Raw genomic sequence first — 21371 nt, forward strand, 5'->3', positions numbered from 1 at the left:
TCTGGTTTGGGTAGGTTATTGGGCCCAGAAGGCTGTTTGCGTGATCTTGGGATTTCTGCGCATGGCGGAGATGGGGATGGGCCACGTCCAGGCGCCGCGCTCATACTGGTCTTGCGTGAGGGCGTTCTCGCACTGCGAAAAATCGGTCACGCGGCCGGTGCGCACGAGGTCGTACCAGCGGTGGCCTTCGCCCCAGAGCTCGCGGGTCCTTTCCAGGAAAATGGCGTCTTTCAGCGCCGGCCCTTCCAGGCCGATCACTTCGGAAGCCTGCGCGCGGCGGCGGATTTCGTTCAGCAGTTCGCGCGCATCGCCGTCCTGCCCGATATTGGCCAGTGCTTCAGCGCGGAGCAGCAGGAGCCCGGAGTACCGGAAGATGATCATGTTGGCGTCGTACCGGCGTGCCACGGGGTCGGACACGCTGGAGAACTTCAGGAACATCTGCGACTGGGGGTTCACGGAATTGTACGGGTCTTCGAACCAGAGGTCGAACCGCTTGTCGGATTCGCCGGGCGGGTACAGGATGTCCATATACTCGCGCTTCACGGTGATTTCGCTGCCGAGGCCGCCGTAGAGGGTCGACGAAGAAGCGATGACCGGCTGATGCAGCACCCATTGCGAGATGAAGTTGCCGGTTACGTTGCCGTAGTTCACGTCCATGGAAATTTCCCAGATCCCTTCTTCGGAACGGCCTTTGAAAATGGTATGAAAGAGCTCTTCCTCGTATGGCAGGAGCTTGTAGATGTTGAGGTCCATCACTTCCTTACAAACCGCTGCCGCATTGCGGTTCAGCTCGGTGGCCCTCCCCTTGTCGAACCCTGCCTGCCACATGTACATATGGGCCATGAGGGTAAGCGCGGCGCCTTTGGTGGCGCGAACGGCGCGGTAGGTAGGATCGTTGTAGGAAACGGGCAGCGCATCGGCCGCCTTGCGCAGATCGATGATGCAGGAATCGAGGATCTTCACATGGTCCATTTTCGGTTTCATCTCGATGTCGTAAGGCGAAAACTGGAAAGGCACGCTGCCGTAGCTTTGTATGAGGCAATAGTAGTCGTAGGCGCGGACGAACCGGGCTTCCCCTACCAGCTGCGCCTTTTCGGACTCGGAGATCTGCGTACCGTCCATCGCGCTGATGCGGGCCACGGCGAGGTTGGCCGCGGCGATGGATTTGTACCAGACGTCCCAGCCTTCGCGCGGTGCCTGCGCACCGTCGGTGGACCCGATGAGCGGGCTGCGCAGATCGTTCTGGGCGATGGCGCGGAAATTGGTCTTATTCCAGAAGTCGTAATTCCCCGGCCTGAAATCTCCGTAATTATACTGGATGCAGCGGGTGAACTGGTCTCTCAGCAGCGAATACGCCGCATTCACGCCCATCTGCGCATCCGTCGCGTTCCGCCAGTAGTCGGCCCCTGTGAAACTGTCGTTGGGCTTTACGTCCAGGAAATTTTTGCAGGAGCTCAATCCGGCCCCCGCCATCAATCCTGCCACACACCCTATAGTTAACCACTTTTTCATTGTCTTGCTTTTTCTACGTTAAAACTCGGCTGTGAAACCCGCGGTGTAAGTACGTGCGGAGGGATAGCCATTGATATTGTCGCGGCCCAGCTGGCTCACGTTTTCCGGGTTCGGGCCGGAATAGGGCGAGAAGATGGCGACGTTGAACGCCGTGGCATAAGCACGCAGCGAGCGCAGCTTCAGGCGTTTCATGAAGTTGAAATCGCGGAAGGTGTACGCCAGCGTCACCTGGTTCAGCTTGAAATACGAACCGTCTTCTTCCCAAAGCGTCTGGTCGGCGCGGAAAGGCTGGATCTGCCCGTTCCTCCACACATAGTAAATGTTGGGGTATTTGGACATGTCGCCCGACTTCTGCCAGTAATCGATCAGGTCGAGGTCGTAGATGTTGACGGAACCGCCGCCAGGGCCGGTATACTCCGTATTGGCAGGCTGCGTCAGCTTCATGAGGCGCGAGGTCATCGCCGTGTTCAGGATCGTGCGTTTCAACAGGTAGGAAGCGAACACGTTGAGCGAAAAGTTTTTATAGCTCCAGGTAGAACTGATACCGCCGGTCACCATCGGCTCGGGATTGCCGGAGAGCACGTTGTCGTCGCGGTCGTCGAGGAAATAATCGCCGTTGACGTCTTTCCACCGGGGATCGCCGGCCTGGAAGTACGTAACACCGTTTCCACGGCCGGTTTTGTAGCGAACGCCACGGATGGGGTCTACCGGTACGTCGGTGTTGTTCTGGTAAATACCTTCCGTCTGGTAGATGTAGTTGCTGAAGGGATTACGGCCCACTTTGCGCGCCAGGTCGATGTAGAACGGACCACCGTCGTCGAACCTCGCCATCTGGAGCCCTGCGGGCAGCTGGGTGAGCACGCTCCGCGCGATGGCGCCGTTGAAGTTGAGGTTCCATTGGAAACCGCCTGCTTTGCTGGACACGAACGGCCGGAGGCCCAGCACGAATTCATGCCCGTAGTTCACGATCGCGCCGCCGTTCACCTGGATATCGTTGTAACCGGTGATGTCCGACAGCCGCTGGTCTTGCAGGATATTGTAAGACTCCTTGAAATAGGTATCATACGTCACCGAAACGCGCCCTTTGAACAGGCTCATCTCGAACCCGAAATTGTACTGGTACGCCTTTTCGGACTGCAGGAATGGGTTCGGCATTTTGCCCCAGTCGGGCCCGATGGCCGGCATGTTGTTGTAATCGGAATAGATGGCGTAATAGCCGAGCGAGTTCACGCGCGTGGAGGCCGGACGGCTGTTAATCCCGTAAGAACCGCGAACGGAACCGTAGTCGATGAAGTTCATCTCCTTGAAAACCGGCTCTTTGGTAAAGTTGTAACGCACGCCCACCGAGGGGTTGATGGCGTAGCGGCTCTTGGTGCCGGAAGCGGAGTTGCCGTCTGCCCGGTACGAGAAATCGACGTTGTATTTCGTACGGAAGTTATAGGAGATCACTCCGGCGAAAGACAGTGCGTGGTAAGTGGCGCTGTTGAGGGTGCCGTTGGTGTTCCAGCCATCCGCGTTGTTCCAGGGGTTGCCCGGGTAGAAACGGGGGCTGTAGCCGCGGGGGCCCCAATAGTAATCGCTCGGGCCGTTGCGCAGGTCGCGGACGTGCGTTTCCAGCTCCTTGATGTTGGCCTCGGTGAAGGCGGTCACCAGGAGGTTGTGCGCCTTTTCGCTGTTGGCGGGATTGGTAGTGAAGTTGTACGCCAGGCCATTACGCGTGTTCAGCTCTCCGCGGCGGGAAATGTAGCCGTACACCATGGTCTGGTTGTTGTTGCTGAACGCCTGGTTGAAGCGGTCGCGCGTGTCGGTCGTATAGTCGTACGAGGTAGCCGAAGTAAGCCGGAGGCCTTTGAGCAGCTCGTAGTCCACGCTCAGGTACGAGCGGATGTTCATGGTGTTGTTGTCGTCCACGTTTTCGATGTAGGCCCGCAGTTCCGGGAAGTCCAGGAAGTGCGAGGGCCCGGGCAGCAGGGAGCTGGAGAAGGCGCTGCCGGCACCGTTGCCGGTGAGGCCGCCGCCGTTGCCGCGCTGTTTCTGGCCGAGGGCGGCAAACAGCTGGCCGCTGATGCGCAAACGCTCGTTGGGCTGCAGGTTCAGCTGCAGGTTGGCCGTATAGCGGTTGAAGCCGGTGTTCTTGATAACGCCCTGGTACATCTGGTACCCCATGTTCGCCTTGTAGTTCATCTTCGCGTTACCGCCGCTGATCTGCAGGTTGTGGTTGGAGTTGAAGGTTTTCTGATAGAAGAGCCCCTGCCAGTCGGTACTGTTATTGTAGAATCCGTTCAAGCTGTCGGTAATGAACTGCGCGTTTGCGAACTGGAGCTTGGCCAGGAAGTCGTACTCGCTGTAGTTCAGGATGGTATACGTCCGGAAGTCGCGCTCCAGCTGTCCGCCCCAAACCGGGCGCAGCTGCGGCGGCGTGTTCATGAACACGGAGTTGTTGAAGTTGATGATGGGAACCGGGGAATTGCCGCGGCGCGTGGTGATCACGATCACCCCGTTGGCACCGCGGGAACCGTAAAGCGATGCGGCCTGCGCGTCTTTAAAGATCTCGATAGACTCGATGTCTTCCGGCGGCAGCAGCGAAAGCGGGCCGGTTGCGGCGCCGGGCTGTAACATCGACTGGTCGATACCGCCGTCGTACTCCACCGGCACGTTGTCGATCACGAGCAGGGGGTTGGAGCTGGACAGGAAGGCTTCGTCGCCGCTTCCGGTCACGTTCAGCTGCGAGATGCCGCGGATGTTGATGGTGCCGCCGAAGCCGGGGGCGCCGCTGATGTTCTGGATGTTCATACCGGCTACCTTGCCCTGGAGCAATTGTTCCAGGTTGGTAACGGGCACGTCCTGGATGTCTTTATGGCTGACCATAGAAACGGCACCGGTCACCGTTTCCTTGGTCCGCTTCTGGTACCCCACGATCACGGATTCTTTCAGGAATTTCTCCGCCGGCGCCATTTGCAGGTTCAGCTCGGCTTTGGTGACTTTGATGGCCTTGTCTTCGTATCCGATGAACCGGAACAGCAAGGTTTTGTTCATTTCTATGGTAACGGAGTAGTTACCGTTGGGATCGGTTACGGCGATGCCTTTCTTCAGCTCGGCGTCTACGATGCTGACGCCGGGAATGCCGGCGTGCGATTGCGCGTCCGTCACTCTTCCCTTCACCGTGATCCGCTGCTGCGCCCGGGCCGTTACGCCGGCAAAAAGCAGTACGATCATGCAGAGCGCCACCACTTTCGGGTATATATTTCGCATATCAGTTTCTTTTTTGAATTGGTTTTACGATATCAGTCGTCCTCGAATTTTGGCTTCTGCCTGAATTTGACGGCCACCGTCCATTCTCCGGGCTCCTGGATGGCGAATCGCACCATCACATACCCCGCTTCCTGCCGGCCGAAATTCACGCGCTTGAAATCGAACCCGATCTGCGCCATATCCAGCCCGCCGGAAACGTCGGTCAGCACGGGGAAAGGACTGGGAATGTCCCAGGTCACGATCGTACTGTCGGCATCGAACCGCTGGTTGAAGCCGAACTTCACGCGGGTGGCGGCTTGCGGACTGTAATAGTACAGGCTGTCCCAACGCTGCATATCGAAAACAGTGAGGGGGATGACGGTGGAATCGGGATTGAAGAACCGCACGGAAACAGTGTTCTTCGCCGTGCCCGTTTTCACGAAAAACACGTCGATGCTGTCTTTCGGCAGCAGGCGCTGCATGTAGTCGCGAACGTTCCTGGCGTCGTGCGCTTTTACGAGGCCGCCGCTGGCCAGCGGTTTCTGGATGCCGGTGATATCGTCGATCGTGTAAGGCTCGTAAGGGTGCGGGCGGCGGACGTCGAGCGTGAGGTTGGTGAACACGCGTTCCCCGGCCTTGTTCTTCACCCGCACATCGAAGAAATACTTACCGTAAGCCACGGTGTTGGAATCCACGTTCCAGAAGATGATCTCCCCGGAGTTTTCGCGGATGTCGAGAATGGGGCGCTTGGTGACGAAGGTTTTGGACATGATCTCGTCTATCGTCTTTTCGAACCCGCTATACCAGGTTTTCCACTGCCGGGTATCGATCTGCTGGCGGAGAATGGGCGCGGGCTGTTTATCGCCGGTGCGTATGTTCTCGAGCGTAAAGGTGAGCGGCTGGGTGGAATAGTCTGCGTTGAATACGTTGATGAAAACGTTCGTTTTGCCGAGCACGGCCACGAAGTTCTCGGTCGTATAGTTCATGTTGTTGCTGAGGTGGTCCTGTTCGTCCGGGAGCAGGTCTTTATAGCATCCGGTGGCGCCCAGCAGCGTGGCAAAGAGCGCCGCGGCGGCATACAGGCGCCCCAGGTCCCAGGAATTTTTCTTTTGCATGGGTTCTCTTTTTATTGGGCGGTGAATTTGATTTTATACAGGTTAAATCCGGCGTTGTCGTCCACGAACTTGAGGATGTGCTGGCCGGCGGTAAGGTGCACCACGGGCCCGTCGAAATCCTTGTAGACACCGTAGCCGCCGGAGTTAGGCACGCTCAGGATGCCGGTGATGGCCACGTTGTCTATCTCCAGGTGCAGTTTTCCGGCGGTACCGCCGCTGCTGTAGTTGAACGAAATTTTATAATCGCCTTCCTGCTTAACGTCTACCGTATAGGAAGTCCACTCCCCTTTCACGCCGTGGCTGAGGGAATAGGTCCCGGGAACGGAAGCGTTCTTCTCGCAGTCCGGCCCTTCGAACACGCGGTATTCCGCCTTGCTGTTCGATTTGTTGCCTTCGTCGGAATCGAAATACGTTTGACCGGGCAGGCCGAAGTCGAACTCGGTGGCGAAGATCTCGCCGGGAATGCTGGCGGGCTGCATGTTGTAGGGCACCCTTTCCTCCGGGATGAATGCAAAACGGCCTGCGTTGTAACCGCCCGTTTCCAGGAAGTGGTAAATAGTGGCCACGCCTTCCGTCAACTGCACGCCGGGAACGGTCAGCGTTCTCCAGGTCTGGTAACCGCCCGATTTGGGCACTGCCAGGCTGCCGGAAACGTTCACGTCGTTCACCTCGATGCGCAGCCGGCCATGGTCGTTGGGCGATGCTACTTTCACGTACAGGCGGTACTTTCCGGTCCAGTTGATCTTCACGGTGAATTTCAGCCACTCGTTGATGTTGGTGTAACCGGTATTGTACAGTCCTTCGGTACAGTTATCGAGGTCAACGCCTTCATCTTTCCGGAAATTGGCCGTCCCGCGCGCCGCGATCTCGTTGTCATGATACGCCAGTCCTTCCCCGCCATGGTCGTAATATCCCAGTTCGATATGCCCGGGAATGCCCATGGGCTGGGAAAAATACGGCCGGCGAACGGGCGGGTAGCCCATGCGGGTGAAAGAGGAAAACCCGAATATGTGCTTGGGCTCCAGCATATGCACCACGCCGGTAGTGGTTTTGAGATTGGCGGCTTCCGTGGTGGTCATCACCCAGTTTTTCATGATGCGGCTTTCGTTCTTGTCGGAATACTGGATCACCATCGATCCGCCGTTCTCGATGCCGGAAGCGGTGGTGATGATGGCCTTGCCGTTCATTTCGTAGCCATAGGGCGTTACGAGGTTCATACCGTCCGCATAGCGCAGGGTATCGAGGTCGTACAGGCCTTCGAGCATGTAGCGGGACAGCAGCGTGTCCCAGATGCCGAGGCGAACGCTGTCTACCGTCCAGTTACCGGGATCACCGCGTTTTTCGCGGGTGAAATTGATGTCGTACATCGCTGCCGCGATGGAAAAATCCTGCGGAACGAAGAAGGTGACCTTGCCGGATTTCAGTTTTTCGGCGAGGCCGGTCTTGTCCAGCAGATAGATGAGCGTATCGTACAATCCGCCTTTATTGGCGCTTTTGAGAAAATCGTAGGTCGACATTTTAACTTCCCGGATGGGCTGCATGTCGCGGAATTCCTCGTTCTTCTTCACGCAGGAGAAGGTGGCGGCCATGAGGCCGGCGATAAGAACGGGGATACTGAAGGAAAACTTTTTCATATAGCCGGTTTTTACTTCCAGTAATGGGTTTGAACGAGTTTGGGATTGAGGCCGAGCGCGGCGCGGGAGATCGGCCAGTAAATAGCCCCGTTGTCTACGTCGGTTTGGGACAGCCCGGTATATTCGGGCACCTTGCCGAAGGTCACGAGGTCGTACCACAGCCATCCTTCGCCGATCAGTTCGCGTCTGCGCTCCTGGAAGATCTCTTCCATCAGTTCATCTTCCGAAACCGTGTTCAGCACCGGTGTCAGGTTGCGGTTGGCGCGCTGGTCGTTGAGCAGGCCCAGCGCCCCGCTGAAGTCGCCCGTCCGCAGCATGCATTCCGCCTGCAGCAGCAGCAGTTCTTCGTACCGGAAAACCGAAATGGCGGAGTTGAAAAACCGCAGCGTGGGGTTCTTCACGGCGTTGTTCAGCATTTTGATCTTGTAGAACATCGGCTGCATGGCGCCCATATCGGTGAAGAACGTGGCGATGCGCGTATCGCTGGCGAGGTGGAAGATGTTGAGGATACTGTCTTTCGACACGAAAATATCCGCTTCCTTCTTCGACACTTCCGGGTAGCGCAGCGTCCAGTTCTCGAGCTGGCCGGTGGTGGAAATTTCCGCGTGGTCGAAGTTCATATCCAACTGGAAGATATTTTCGTTCCTGCGGCCGCGGAACGTACCGCCGTTGCTCGTCAGGTCGGTAACGGAAACGCGGGCATACCCGGTTTTGGAACCATTGCCCCGCACGATCTCAATGGCGTCCAGCGCACCCTCGTAATCTTTCTGCCAGGCGCGGATGTGGGCCTGCAGCGTAAGCCCCGCGCCCTTGGTGGCCAGGATGCCGCGCCAGTGGCTGATGCCCTGCCCGCGATAGTTGCCGGGCTGCTCCGGATTGGTGCCGTCGAACTGCCAGGGCAGCTTGTTGATCGCCGTGTTCACTTCGTTGTACGCGAAGTTCAGCACCTCGTTCTGGTCGGTCCGGGCAACGGTGGTGAAATCGCCGCTGCCGGGCTCGGTGATGAGCGGCAAGTCTCCCCAGATGCGCACCATGTAGAAGTAGGTGAACGCGCGGATGTAGCGGACCTGTGCGAGGTCCAGCTCCATTTCGGTTTTGGAATACCGCTCGTCCAACGCCGGGATCTGCGGCAGCTTGGCGATGGCGATATTGCATTGGGCGATGGTGGCGTAGAACTTGCGCCAGTCGCGCCAGGTATCCATGGTAGCAAAGTTGGCGGTGAGCCGGTTGTCGCGCACGGCCTGGAGATCGCCGCGCTGCGTAACGGTGAATTGCCCAGCCCGCATCTCGCCATGGGCCCAATAGGCATTTTCATTGCAGAGTGCCGCGCGCAGCAGGCCGTAGCAGGCGAAGCTGCCCGCCCAGGCGTCGTTTTTAGTGGCCCACATGTTCTCCTGGGTGACGGCGCGGGTACTTTCGATGTCGAGCATGTCTTTGCACGACGACCAGCCGGCGGCCAACAGAAGGGTGAGTCCGCCTATCCATATTTTTCGCATGAGATTGCTTTTTTGCATTAGAACTGTAAGTTGAAGCCCAGTGTGAAGCTTTTCGGCTGGGCCCAGTTATACCCGCCCTGGTCGTAGCCCAGGTAGCTGAACGCTTCCGGATCGCCGCCGCGGTAACGGGTCCAGGTCAGGAGATTGTTACCGGTACCGTATACACGCAGATTTTGCAGGCCGCGTTTGGCGAGCCATGCGCTGCGGAAGTTATAGGTAAGGGTCAGCGAGCGCAGGCGCACGTAGGAACCGTCTTCCAGGAACAGCGTCTGGTTCACCTGGTACGGGCGCACGGCGCTCCAGGGGTTGTACCGCGGGACGCGGTCCATGTCTCCCTCGGGCTCTGCCCAGTAAAACACTTCCTTCACCGCACCGATATCGTCTGCACCTTCGCGGTTGGCGAAGTCGTAGCGCGCGGCGAGGTTTTCGTTGATGAGCTTGCGGCCGAAAGCGTAGCTCAGCAAAAAGTTCAGCTCGAAATCGCGGTATTTGAACGTATTGGCCCATCCGCCCTGCACTTTGGGATTGTGGGAGCCTTCCATGATGCGGTCATTATCGTCGATGACGTTATCGCCGTTCCGGTCGATCCAGATCGGGTCTCCGCCTTTCATGGCGATGCCCTGGTAGGTCATGCCCCCGGGAACGTCGGCGTCGGAAGCATACATCCCTTCGTTCTGCAACAACCAGAACCGGTCTGTGGGAAAGCCCACTTCGAACCGGCGGTTGCCCAGCACCACGGCGGTTTGCCCGCCCGGCAGCGCCAGCAGTTTGTTTTGGTTCATGGAGGCGTTGATGGCGGAAGACCAGGCAAAGGTTTTGTTTTGGATGATGGATGCTTCCAGCGTGAGCTCCACGCCGGAATTGCGGATATCCATCCCGTTCTGCCATACGCCGGAATAGCCGTATTCCTGTGCCACCGGCGTTTTCAGCAGCAGGTCGCGGTCGGTGCGCGCATACACGTCTACAGACGCCTTGATGCGATCGTTCGCAAATCCGAAATCGATGCCGCCATTGATCTGGTCGGTATACGCCCATCCGATCCCGGGCGCCACGTACCCCAGTTCATACGCCGCATTCAGCACGGGGAAGGCGTTGTAGGTCGCCAGGTTGGGCGTTCCCTCCCATCCGATCTCCACGTTGTAAATGGGGCCGTCTTTATAATAGTCGAGGGAAAAAACTTTGCCCATGCGCCCTGCGCTGCCGCGCAGGCGAAGCGTGCTGAGGGCTTTGGAATCCTGGAGGAAGGGCTCGTTGGAAACGTTCCAGGACACCGCGGCCGTGGGGAACAGCTTCCAGCGGTTTTCTTCCGTAACGTTGGAGCTGCCGTCCTGCCGCAGATACAGCATCACGTTATACTTGCCGGCGTAATCGTATTCGATGTTGCCGTAAAAGCTGGCCAGCGCCGCGCGGATGCGGTCCTTGAAATTGGCCGTGAGCCGCAGGTTGTGAGACCCGTTGTCCGGATTGCCGGGCGAACTGGGCTGGTAGATCTTGATGTAGTCGCTCTTGCCGCGGTAACCTTTGCCGTACATGTAGCTCCAGCGGTCCCACTGGTTGTACTGGCCGGCCGTCACGGTCAGGTGGTGCCGCTTGCCGAGGTAGCGGCTGAACTCCAGCGAATTGTCGAGCGTCATGCGGTTTTGCAGGCCATCGAAGTTGGAGGCGAAGTTATTGCCGTCGTTCACCGTGCTGGGCATGAACAGGTCACGGAAATTCTGCCCGTAATCGATGGAGAAACGGGAGTTGAATTTCAGCCAGGGCGCAAACTGGTAGGAAAGATTGTTCAGTACGCGCACGTTGGTGTTGCGGTTATTGTCGATGCCGTCGTCCAGGTACCCGTAATAGGCTTCGAGGAGGCTTTTGTTGGGAGAAGGCGGCCGGTCGAGGTTGAGGATGTAATCCTGGTCGCCCATGCGGTCGCGGAGCGACTGGTTCCTTTTCCTGTTCAGCATGGACGCGCTGATGTAGGTGCTCCAGTCGAGCCGTTTGGCCGGTGTGATGTTGATCCCGAAGTTGACGTTGTAGCGGCGCGCGAGGGTGTTGTCCTGTCCCTGCTGCGTAGCTTGCCCGACGCCGAAACGGAAGCTGGCGAGGCGGTTGCCGCCGCTCACGCCTGCGTGGAGGCCCGTCATCCAACCGTTGCGGTAATAGGCTTCGTCCCAGTCGGCGGCGCCGTAATACTGTGCGTTGGTGGAATCCGCCAGGTACGCGGGGAAGCTGCGGTATTGTTCGGCGGTGGCGTATCGGTCGTAGAACGGCAGGCGGAAATCGCGTTCCCAGCGGCCGTTGACCACTTTCATGGAGGGTTTGAGCGACATGCCCGCGTATCCGTTCACTTCCACGCGGAGCTCACCGGTGCGGGGTCCGCGGGTGGAGATCTGGATAACGCCGGCGGAAGCCGACGGACCGTATTTCGCGGTGGCGGCGGCGTCTTTCAGCACTTCGATGCTGCGGATATCGTTGACGTCGATATAAGCGAGCGGGTCGATTTCGGTGCCGATGCGGTTGAAGTCGAACCGCTGGATGTCATAAGCAAAGGCATGATCGTATTGCAAAGGCATGCCGTCTATCACATACAGGGGTTGTGCGGCGAAGACATCGCCGTTCTTCAGGAGCAGGCCGGAGGCGCCGCGGATGAAGAGGGCGTTCCGTTTGCCGGGCTCGGCGGAGGGGATGCGTACGTCCACACCGGTGGCGCGGCCCGACAGCACGGCGTTGATCCCCATGTAGGGGAGTTTGCGGGCCTGGTCGAGGTCCGGCGAGGAAACGGCGCCCCTGTTGCGGAGCATCATATCCGTATTCCGGAAGTAACCGGCTGTGTCGAGTGAGGAAGCCGGGAGCTGTTTCAGCCGGTCAGTGGCGTCATTAGCGGCCGGCTTGGAGCTGTCGGCCCTGTTGAACACCTTTTTCTGAGCGGCGGCGCCGGTCCCCATCAACAGCAGAGCGAGCAGGATGACCTGCTTTTTGCGGAGAGGTGGGTAGAAATATGTCATATGGAGCAATTGGTTGTTAGCATATATAGGTTTCCCTGCCCGCCACGGCATGGAGGTGGCGGGAATGTGGCATGACAATGCCTGAACGCGCCATGGTGGCCGTCAGGAATTCATACCTTCGATAATTTCTGCTGATAATACGTGTGGACCCTCAGTTTGATACCGGAGTTCCCCTTGGTGGATCTTACGCATGGCAGTTCGGGCGTCACGTGTATTCGTATAGGTTACTGCCTCATTTCAAATTCGGGGGCCAGGGGGAAGCCGATGGGGATCGAGGGTTATCCGAAGCTGCGGAATGTTTGGGCAGCGGGTGATAAATAGTGCATGTTGAACGTGGTTTGAATAATGAAGGGATATTTATCCATCCTTCCGGAAATACGATCTGCGATATACAAGTTGGATTGAAAGATACATCGGCTCCCGATTCCCGTCAAGCATGAAGGCTGTTTTGCATACAAATTAAACGTCAAATGTTAAAATTTCTTAAATATTTAGCAAAATCATATGACGAACGATCGTAATGACAGTTTAAAAGTATTGAATTCAATTAATTTTACCTTTCTTTTTTACATTATTTTAATGTTAACGAAAGATTTTTGAAATCATTGAAAGAAACTAAAGTGCTCATGTCTGGATTTTTCCCGCGCACAATCGATTTCATTTTTCAAATCTAGTGGTTCAATGGGAGCGTTCCCATACTGAACCACGGAATAGGCAAGGTTTTCCAGAAATGAAGCATTACATAAAGGGAAATGAAAGTGGGTTCCGATCCAATAACTGTGTATTTCAGACACTTATATCGACACCCCGCGAAACGCCGCCAATCCGGTGTTTCAGCTATATTCAAGTAGTTATGTAGTACTTGTTACATGTATTAATTTGGGAGTTTCGAATATTCGTTTTTATTTATTTGCGCTCCATTATAACTGTTCAATTCCGGTTTGCACAAAAGGGATCGCTTCCATGTCCTGATGTACCCCCATTTTCCATCAACAGGTAATGCGTCAGCCGTCACCCGGTAATGCCGAAAACCGTCTGCACACGCAGAAAATACTTCATCATTGAATGCCGGTTCAATCAACATGTATTGCGCAGCTCTCGCCACGCGATGCAGAAAACCGGTATGTACACAGCATGCACGCCTTGATAAATAAAGCCACCCATCACCGGCCATCCCCTCGCCCTCGCCAACAATTCCAAAACCTGGTCTGCACAGGCAGAAAATATGTCTTCATTTTATGCCGGTTCAATCAACATGTATTGCGCAGCTCTCGCCACGCGATGCAGAAAACCGGTATGTACACAGCATGCACGCCTTGATGAATAAAGCCACCCATCACCGGCCATCCCCTCGCCCTCGCCAACAATTCCAAAACCTGGTCTGCACAGGCAGAAAATATGTCTTCATTTTATGCCGGTTTTCAATCAACATGTATTGCGCATCTCTCGCCACGCGATGCAGAAAACCGGTCTGCACACACAGCATGCACGCCTTGATAAATAAAGCCACCCATCACCGACCATCCCCAGCCCTCGCCAACGATTCCAAAACCTCGTTTATTCAAGCAGAATATATGACTTCTTTTTTACCGATTAACCATGAACTGGCATGCGCCAGCTCTCGCTACGCGATGCAGGCACTTCGTCAGTATTCGCAGAATTCCTTCATTTATACCGGTTTTCATCAGCAGGTTTCGTCCCGGCTTACGCCACGCGCTACAGAAAACTGGTCGGTATACTCAGCATGCATACCTTCATTTATTTTGGTTTCAGTTCTCGCCATATACATACCGGCATTCAATTTATAAGTACCGGATTAAAGGCAGTTAAACTGCGATATATGCATGAATGGTACGATAATTCAACTGCAGGACCAGCGTTACCACAGGTCTCCCAGCCAATAATCCCTATGCATTCGCCCGTACTCCGAGACATCACCGGGAAGGCGTATTTCCTATCTTTCAAAAAAAATTCCCAACCCTTGTCCGGATTTATCGGCCAACCGGCACTATATTGAAAAACAAAGCAACCCATGAAAAAATTTATGTTCCTCATCCGGGAAGACCTGGCCCGGTTGGCCGCCATGACGGAAGCCGAGCTCCAGGAAGACATTGCAGCGATGACCGCCTGGGCCGAAGCCCTCGCCGCCGGCGGGCATCTCCTTTCCGGCGAGCCCCTCGAACCGGAAACCCGCTACCTACGCAAAAACCACATCGCGTCCGACGGGCCGTTCGCGGAAACCCGCGAATCCGTGAGCGGCTACTTCCTCATCCAGGCCGAAAGCCTCGACCACGCCGCACAACTGGCCGCCGGCTGTCCATCCCTGCAGGAAGATAAAATCGCCATAGAAGTCCGACCTTTGATGATCTATGCCTGATGCGCCCAACATGCAATTGACAGCGCTCCTGCAACAGCTCTACCGCAAAAGCTTCGGGAAAATGACCGGCCACCTGCTGTTTATGGACGGTTCCCTTTGCCTCGCCGACGCGGAAGATATGGTGCAGGAGGCTTTCACCTCCGCCGCCGCCACCTGGGCGCGCGGCGTGCCCGAGCAGCCGGAAGCCTGGCTGTACGCGGCCGTGCGCAATATGAGCAGGCGGCGCCACGCCCGCAAGCCCACCATCATCCCCCTCACCCACCTGCCTGCGGCGCCGGCGCCGGAAAGTCCGCCGGAAAACGGCGACCTCGAGCTGTTGCGGCTCCTGTTCGCCTGCATGCACGCGAAGTTCCCGCCGAAAGTGCAGCTCATCACGGCGCTGCGCTACGTTTTCGGGCTACAGGTCCAGCAGATCGGGGAATTGCTGGGGATGGAGGCAGACAGTGTGTCGAAGGTTTTATACCGCCAGCGGCAGCAGCTCCGTGCGGGCGATATCGCTTTCCGCTCGGGGTTCGTGTGGTGGAGCGCGGAAAAAGTGCAACTGGCGCTGAAAGTATTGTACATCATTTTTACCGAAGGCTGGAAGATCATGGACGAAGCCCTTTGCGAAGACGCCCTCAGCCTTACCCGGGAAACCATCCGCCGGGCGCGCGTCCATGTTTCCGACGCCAAGGCCTTGTACGCCCTTATGCTTTTCCAGCTCTCCCGCTGGGAGGCGCGCACGGGCCCCATGGGCGAGCTGCTGGAGCTGGAGCAGCAGGACCGACGCGCCTGGGACCGCGATATGATCCGGGTGGCGGCCGATTACCTGAAGCAGGCCGCGGTGGCGGAAGGAGAAAGCCCTTATCATTTCGAGGCGTCGATCGCCTGGTTCCACGCCACGGCGAATTCCTTCGCGGAAACGCCCTGGCTGCAGATCGCCGGGCTGTACCGGCAACTGGCGGCCGTTGCGCCTTCGCCGTTCGTGCACCTCAGTCATGCCATCGCTTTATATTTCGCAGGACAGGCACGCGCGGCCATGGACATGCTGGACGCGCTGCAGGCAGATCCGTTCATGCGGCATCATCATTTGCTGCAGGCTACGCTGGCACGCATATGTGCAGACGGAGGCAATGTGCCGGGGGCGTTGAAGCACTACCGCAAGGCGTTGCAGGGCAAGCCTACGCCCGGGGAAGCGGCTTTCTTCCGGAAAAAGATCGCAGCGCTGCTCGGGAACGGCCTTTCTTCCTGATCCCGTTCATCTTTAAAAAAAAAAATTTCCCTGTTCAGCATTCCACATCCCGACCTCCAATTTAATTGCGCCGTCCAACCAACGCGCCGAGAATCCGTTATACGCATTCAACCCCGGGCGCGCACACGAATATGGCGCTCAAACGCGCCATGTGCTTGCTTCAAGTAAAAGTTGAGGTTCTCATACCCGCTGCAGATCAGCGTTTTATACTAAATAAACATGAAAAACCAATACCCGCGTGGATTTTTATTTATTCACTGTGTCTAACATTATTTCACTGTTTTAGCGCGTCCCATTATTTTTGCACCATGCAAAGCTTCCTCCACAAATCCGTCGTAATCACAGGCGCCACATCCGGTATCGGGAAGGCGCTGGCCCTGGCGTTCCTTCGTGCAGGCGCACACGTTTCCGTATGCGGCCGCAAAGCGGAAACCCTTCGCGCCCTGCAGGCCGAAGTGCCGGAGCTGCATGTGTTCAGGGCGGACGTGAGCATCGAGGAAGATTGCAAGGCTTTTATCGGCAGTGTGCTGGAAAAGTTCGGGAAGATCGACATTCTTGTCAACAACGCCGGCATCAGCATGCGTGCCCTCTTCCGGGACGCTACGCCGGATGTCCTGAAAACGTTGATGGACATTAATTTCTGGGGCACCGTGTATTGCACCAAATACGCCCTCCCCTCCATCCTCGAACAGAAAGGCACCGTTGTGGGCGTGAGCAGCATCGCAGGATACCGCGGCTTGCCGGGAAGAACCGGCTATTCCGCTTCCAAATTCGCCATGCAGGGGTTCCTGGAGGCGTTGCGGACCGAAAATCTGCATACAGGCGTCAACGTCATGTGGATCTGCCCGGGCTTCACCGCCTCCAATATCCGGAACACCGCGCTGGACAAGAGCGGCCGGTCCCAACAAGAAACACCGCTGGACGAGGGCAGCCTCATGAGCGCGGAAACCGTGGCCGCACACACGCTACGGGCCATCGCGAAACGAAAACGGACACTGGTATTGACTTCGCAGGGCAAGCTCACCGTTTTTCTCAGCAAACTGCTCCCGGGGCTGACAGACAAACTGGTCTTCAACCATTTCCGCAAGGAACCCGGCTCGCCCCTCTCCTGAAGAGTCTGGCCCCGCTTTTGCACCGTTTGATTTAATTCCATTTTTTTCATCATTACACTGAAATAATGCCTTTCTTTGCAGGGATTCTAAACCCCTGTAGAAAGCGCGACCGTTGAACTCATTATGCCCATCGTTACGCTGACATCAGACATTGGATTGCAGGACTACCTGACAGGCGCTATAAAAGGCCTGCTGCTGCAGCATTGTCCGAATGCCCAGGTCGTGGACATCTCCCACCACATCTCCCCCTTCAACCTGCCGCAGGCGACTTACATCTGCCGCAGCGCCTTCCGCTATTACCCGAAAGACACCGTCCATCTGGTGCTCAATAACCTGTTCGACCGCAAGACGGACTTCATCCTCCTCGCGCGCCACCAGGGGCAATACATTTGCTGCGCAGACAACGGGCTGCTCACCATGATCGCCGGCGGGATGCCGGAGGAAGTGTACCGCATCTCCCTCGAATCCGCCGAAATCCGCAACACCCTCGGCATCGTGACCGTCATGGCCCGCGCCCTCGCCCGCCTCTTCGGCGGCGAAACGCCCGCCCAGTTCGGGACCCCGGCACCGGAGATCGTCGTGAAGAACAACCTGCAGCCCCTCACCGGTGAGGATTACATCGAAGGACAGATCCTCCATATCGATAATTTCGAGAACGTGGTGGTCAACATCACCCGCGAGCAGTTCCATGCCCAGCGGAACGGGCGCCGCTTCGCCATCTTCTTCCGCCGCGACGAAATGATCACCCAGCTCAGCGAAACCTACGCAGACGTGGCCGAGGGCCAGAAGCTCGCGCTCTTCAACGCCGCCGGCTACCTGGAAATCGCGGTGAACAAGGGCAACGCCGCCGGGCTCTTCGGGCTCCAGGGCTTCCGCCGCGACCAGCTCCAGCAGCAGGCTTACCAGCAACTTTCCTTCTACCAGACCGTCCGCATCCTGTTCGAATAACGATCCGTATCTTCGGCCGATGATCCGAATCGTTCAACTCACGTTCGCCGACGCCCATTGCGCCGCCTTCGAATCGCTGTTCGAAACCCTCCGCAGCGATATCCGCCAGTTTCCCGGATGCGCGCACCTCGAACTATGGAAAGACCGCTCCCGGCCCGGCGTTTATTGCACCTACAGTACCTGGTCCGGCCCCGACGCGCTGGACGCCTATCGCCACTCCGACCTGTTTGCCAACACCTGGGCCACCATAAAACCATGGTTCTCAGGTAAACCCGAGGCCTGGAGCCTCGACCGTATCGCATCCGCAAACAGGTGAATGTGTTAAAATATTTATAAAAAGTTAAAACTGTACCGGCGATTAGCTTAATTGCTTAGTTTTTCTATTTTTGTCGGAATTATCTAAAATCGACTTATGAATTTTAACAGGATTAATAACATTACAGGCTGGATCGTGTGTATCATCGCCTGTGCTGTTTATTTAATGACCATGGAAGCCACGGGAAGCCTGTGGGATTGCGGCGAGTTCATTTCCGCGGCCTATAAAGTACAGGTACCCCACCCCCCCGGTGCACCGATGTTCGTACTGATCGGCCGGATTTTCACCCTGCCCTTCTCCCCCGGCTCCGCAGCCCTCGGCATCAACATCATGAGCGCCCTTTCCAGCGGTTTCACCATCCTGTTCCTCTTCTGGACCATCACCCACTTCGCCCGCCGCATCTATACGCAGCATGGCGGCGAACTGAGCCGTAACCAGCTCATCGTGGTAATGGGCGCCGGCGCCGTGGGTGCGCTGGCCTATACTTTCTCTGACTCCTTCTGGTTCTCCGCCGTGGAAGGCGAAGTGTATGCGATGTCGTCCCTCTTCACCGCCGTGGTTTTCTGGGCCATGCTCAAATGGGAACATGCCGCGGATTCCGAGTACGGCGACCGCTGGATCGTGCTGATCGCTTACCTGATGGGCCTTTCCATCGGCGTCCACCTCCTCAACCTGCTGACCATCCCGGCCATGGTGCTGATCTGGTACTTCAGGAAAAGCAAGAAAACCACCGGTTGGGGCGCTTTCTGGGCCTTCGTGATCGGCTGTCTTATCACCGGCGCGGTGCAGAAATTCGTCATCCAGGATACCATTAAGGTGGCCGGTATGATGGACGTTTACTTCGTGAACTCCCTCAGCCTGCCCTTCTTCTCCGGTTTCATCTTCTACTTCGTAGGTATACTCGCCCTCCTGGTGATCGGCTATTTCAAACCGAAAGTGGGCATATACGCTCCCCTCATCCTCATCGCCACCGTAGTGCTCATCCCCGCCTTCCCCGAAGGCTCGGGCGGCGCGGCGCGTGCCGGCAGGGTGATCTTCGCTATCGCCGTCCTGGCCATCCCTTACCTGGTGAAGGCTTTCGGCGTGAAGATCGATTTCAACAGGCTCAGGCATCCCGTTCAGCTGGTAAATTCCTGCATCTTCTTCCTGCTGATGGGCTACTCCACCTACATCACCACCATGATCCGCTCTTCGGCCAACCCGACGGTAGACATGTACAACGTCGACAACCCGGTTTCCCTCGTGGGCTACCTCGGTCGTGAGCAATACGGCGATTTCCCCCTGATCTACGGACAGGTGTTCACCGCCCGCCCGGAATCCTACAAGGAAACCAACAACATTTACGCCCGTGCCGGCAACAAGTACATCGTAGCCGGTAAAAAACAGGTGCCGGTATACGCCGCGTCCGATATGATGCTGTTCCCCCGCGTGTGGGACGCCTCCAACGACCAGGGCCACGCCGACTACTATAAAGCGTTCCTGGGCCTGAGAGACGGGGAAAAACCTTCTTTCGGCGACAACATCCGCTTCTTCCTCGGGTACCAGGTATGGCACATGTACATCCGTTACTTCGGATGGAACTTCATCGGCAAACAGAACGATACCCAGGGCTTCGGGAACCCGCGCGACGGGAATATGCTCTCCGGCATCACCCCGCTCGACAATATCTTCCTCGGCGACCAGTCCGAAATGCCCGATAGCCTGAAAAACAACAAAGCACACAATACCTTCTTCTTCCTGCCTTTCCTCCTCGGCCTGCTGGGCTTCCTGTTCCATTACAGCCGCCACAGGAAAGACGCGCTGATCGTAGGTTTGCTGTTCTTCTTCACCGGTATGGCCATTGTGCTGTACCTCAACCAGGCCGGCAACCAGCCGCGTGAGCGTGACTACGCGTACGTTGGCTCCTTCTACGCCTTCGCCATCTGGATCGGTTTGGGCGTGATGAGCATCTACAGCTTCTTCGAGAAGCGTAAATTCCCCGCGGCGGCCACCCTCGCCGTGGTGATCAGCCTCCTCGCTGCTCCCGTGCTCATGGCACAACAGGGCTGGGACGATCACGACCGTTCCAAAAAAGTGATCGCCCGCGACGTGGCCAAAGATTACCTCGAATCCTGCGCGCCCAACGCCATCCTCTTTACTGTGGGCGACAACGATACATACCCGCTCTGGTACGCTCAGGAAGTGGAAGGCGTTCGCCCGGACATCCGCGTGATCAACCTCAGCCTCCTGGGTGTGGACTGGTACATCGACCAGGCCCGCAACGCCACCAACCAGAGCCCCGCCATCCCGATGACGCTCACGTCGGAACAATACCGCGGCGAAAACCGCAACTACGTGATGTTCTTCGACAACGGCAAAATCCCGCAAGACCGCTTCTACAACCTGAAAGAAGTGATCGGGTTCCTGGGAGACGACAGCGACAACGCCAAAGTGCCCCTGAACACCGGCGAAAAAGTGAACTACCTGCCCACGCAGAAACTGTTCATTCCCGTGAATAAAGCCGCCGTACTGGCCAATGGCACGGTTGACCCGGCAGACAGCGCGCGCATCGAAGCACAGGTGCCGTTCGTTATCAGCAAGCAGATGATCTTCAAGAACGATCTCGCCGTGTACGACATTATCGCCACCAACGATTGGAAGCGCCCGATCTACTTCACTTCGCCGATCGATCTTGGTTTCAACGACTTCCTGTCTGTGGAAGGCATGACCTACCGACTGTCGCCCACCCGCCGCAACACGCCCGACCAGATGTTGCCCGGCCTGAACGATCAGGTGAATACCAAACGCACGTTCCAGACCATCATGGAGAAATTCCAGTATGGCAGCGTAAACGTGCCCGGTGTGTACTTCGACGAGCCTAACCGCCGCATGCTCCAGACCATTCGTAACGCCCACACCAAATTGGCCGTTGCCCTGGTAAACGAAGGCAAGAAAGATAAGGCGCTGGCCATCCTCAACCGCCAGGACACCATGTTCCTGCCCGGCAACATGCCTTACGCCATGACATCGCCCGGCAACATGCACAACCTCTGGGGCATGGAAATCGTGTACGCTTACTACATTGCCGGCGACGCGAAGAAAGCGCAGGACATCTCCGCTCAGATCATCAAGGACCTCGACCAGCAGATGCGCTACTACCGTGCACTGCCGTCCTCCAAGTTCACCAACGACCTGCAGGACGATGCACGCCGTGCCGAACAGTTCAAAGCCATGCTCCAGCAATGGCAACAGCAGTTCAGTTCCGACAGCGCGAAGCTGCTCGAAGGCAACCAACCATTCGGCAACGCTCCCGCGCCAGCGCAGGATTCTCCGAAACCATAATGAGATTTCCGATAATGAAAAAGCCGGTCAACGACGTGTTGACCGGCTTTTTTTTTGATTTCTCGACTGATGCCAACCCGCCAGC

12 protein-coding genes are annotated in these 21371 nt (G+C 56.9%); 6 read left to right on the forward strand and 6 right to left on the reverse strand.

The window, feature by feature from the left end; all coding sequences use genetic code 11:
* Nucleotides 1-15: 15 nt before the first annotated feature.
* The 6 genes from ACQKLP_RS16080 to ACQKLP_RS16105 are packed head-to-tail and all read right to left on the reverse strand — an operon-like array spanning nt 16 to nt 11981.
* Nucleotides 16-1512, reverse strand: a complete 1497-nt coding sequence (locus tag ACQKLP_RS16080) for a RagB/SusD family nutrient uptake outer membrane protein (RefSeq protein WP_427323791.1) — start codon at nt 1510-1512, stop codon at nt 16-18.
* An 18-nt stretch (nt 1513-1530) separates the two neighbouring features.
* Entirely contained in the window at nt 1531-4764 is a 3234-nt protein-coding gene (locus ACQKLP_RS16085) for a SusC/RagA family TonB-linked outer membrane protein (protein ID WP_427323792.1), read from the reverse strand.
* 32 nt (nt 4765-4796) lie between these two features.
* Nucleotides 4797-5858, reverse strand: coding sequence for a DUF5007 domain-containing protein (locus ACQKLP_RS16090; RefSeq protein ID WP_427323793.1), 1062 nt, complete (start codon nt 5856-5858; stop codon nt 4797-4799).
* Between the two features lie 11 nt (nt 5859-5869).
* Entirely contained in the window at nt 5870-7492 is a 1623-nt protein-coding gene (locus ACQKLP_RS16095; protein ID WP_427323794.1) for a carbohydrate-binding protein, read from the reverse strand.
* 11 nt (nt 7493-7503) lie between these two features.
* Complete coding sequence (locus tag ACQKLP_RS16100) at nt 7504-8988, reverse strand: RagB/SusD family nutrient uptake outer membrane protein (RefSeq protein ID WP_427323795.1); 1485 nt, start codon at nt 8986-8988, stop codon at nt 7504-7506.
* A gap of 17 nt (nt 8989-9005) precedes the next feature.
* Nucleotides 9006-11981, reverse strand: a complete 2976-nt coding sequence (locus ACQKLP_RS16105) for a SusC/RagA family TonB-linked outer membrane protein (protein WP_427323796.1) — start codon at nt 11979-11981, stop codon at nt 9006-9008.
* Nucleotides 11982-14013: 2032 nt separating this feature from the next.
* Here ACQKLP_RS16105 and ACQKLP_RS16110 point away from each other — a divergent pair.
* From ACQKLP_RS16110 to ACQKLP_RS16135, 6 genes are all read left to right on the forward strand, one after another.
* Entirely contained in the window at nt 14014-14358 is a 345-nt protein-coding gene (locus ACQKLP_RS16110; protein WP_126246436.1) for a YciI family protein, read from the forward strand.
* Nucleotides 14359-14368: 10 nt separating this feature from the next.
* A complete protein-coding gene (locus ACQKLP_RS16115) occupies nt 14369-15589 on the forward strand; it encodes an RNA polymerase sigma factor (protein ID WP_427323798.1) in 1221 nt (406 codons plus the stop codon).
* A 308-nt stretch (nt 15590-15897) separates the two neighbouring features.
* Nucleotides 15898-16701, forward strand: a complete 804-nt coding sequence (locus ACQKLP_RS16120) for an SDR family oxidoreductase (protein ID WP_427323799.1) — start codon at nt 15898-15900, stop codon at nt 16699-16701.
* 123 nt (nt 16702-16824) lie between these two features.
* Nucleotides 16825-17649, forward strand: coding sequence for an SAM hydrolase/SAM-dependent halogenase family protein (locus ACQKLP_RS16125; protein ID WP_427323800.1), 825 nt, complete (start codon nt 16825-16827; stop codon nt 17647-17649).
* A gap of 19 nt (nt 17650-17668) precedes the next feature.
* On the forward strand, nt 17669-17965 hold the full coding sequence (locus tag ACQKLP_RS16130; protein ID WP_341840044.1) for an antibiotic biosynthesis monooxygenase family protein: 297 nt from the start codon (nt 17669-17671) through the stop codon (nt 17963-17965).
* Between the two features lie 96 nt (nt 17966-18061).
* Nucleotides 18062-21286, forward strand: coding sequence for a glycosyltransferase family 117 protein (locus ACQKLP_RS16135; RefSeq protein WP_427323801.1), 3225 nt, complete (start codon nt 18062-18064; stop codon nt 21284-21286).
* The last annotated feature ends 85 nt before the right edge of the window (nt 21287-21371 follow it).

Origin of the sequence: Chitinophaga sp. NPDC101104 (assembly GCF_050277495.1) — a bacterium.
Lineage (GTDB): Bacteria > Bacteroidota > Bacteroidia > Chitinophagales > Chitinophagaceae > Chitinophaga.

Excerpts from the sequence above, each read along its gene's own strand:
- ACQKLP_RS16125 (WP_427323800.1), top strand. The coding sequence starts at position 16,825 with ATGCCCATCGTTACGCTGACATCAGACATTGGATTGCAGGACTACCTG.
- ACQKLP_RS16130 (WP_341840044.1), top strand. The coding sequence starts at position 17,669 with ATGATCCGAATCGTTCAACTCACGTTCGCCGACGCCCATTGCGCCGCC.
- ACQKLP_RS16095 (WP_427323794.1), bottom strand. The coding sequence starts at position 7,492 with ATGAAAAAGTTTTCCTTCAGTATCCCCGTTCTTATCGCCGGCCTCATG.
- ACQKLP_RS16135 (WP_427323801.1), top strand. The coding sequence starts at position 18,062 with ATGAATTTTAACAGGATTAATAACATTACAGGCTGGATCGTGTGTATC.
- ACQKLP_RS16115 (WP_427323798.1), top strand. The coding sequence starts at position 14,369 with ATGCAATTGACAGCGCTCCTGCAACAGCTCTACCGCAAAAGCTTCGGG.
- ACQKLP_RS16085 (WP_427323792.1), bottom strand. The coding sequence starts at position 4,764 with ATGCGAAATATATACCCGAAAGTGGTGGCGCTCTGCATGATCGTACTG.
- ACQKLP_RS16120 (WP_427323799.1), top strand. The coding sequence starts at position 15,898 with ATGCAAAGCTTCCTCCACAAATCCGTCGTAATCACAGGCGCCACATCC.
- ACQKLP_RS16090 (WP_427323793.1), bottom strand. The coding sequence starts at position 5,858 with ATGCAAAAGAAAAATTCCTGGGACCTGGGGCGCCTGTATGCCGCCGCG.
- ACQKLP_RS16080 (WP_427323791.1), bottom strand. The coding sequence starts at position 1,512 with ATGAAAAAGTGGTTAACTATAGGGTGTGTGGCAGGATTGATGGCGGGG.
- ACQKLP_RS16110 (WP_126246436.1), top strand. The coding sequence starts at position 14,014 with ATGAAAAAATTTATGTTCCTCATCCGGGAAGACCTGGCCCGGTTGGCC.
- ACQKLP_RS16105 (WP_427323796.1), bottom strand. The coding sequence starts at position 11,981 with ATGACATATTTCTACCCACCTCTCCGCAAAAAGCAGGTCATCCTGCTC.
- ACQKLP_RS16100 (WP_427323795.1), bottom strand. The coding sequence starts at position 8,988 with ATGCGAAAAATATGGATAGGCGGACTCACCCTTCTGTTGGCCGCCGGC.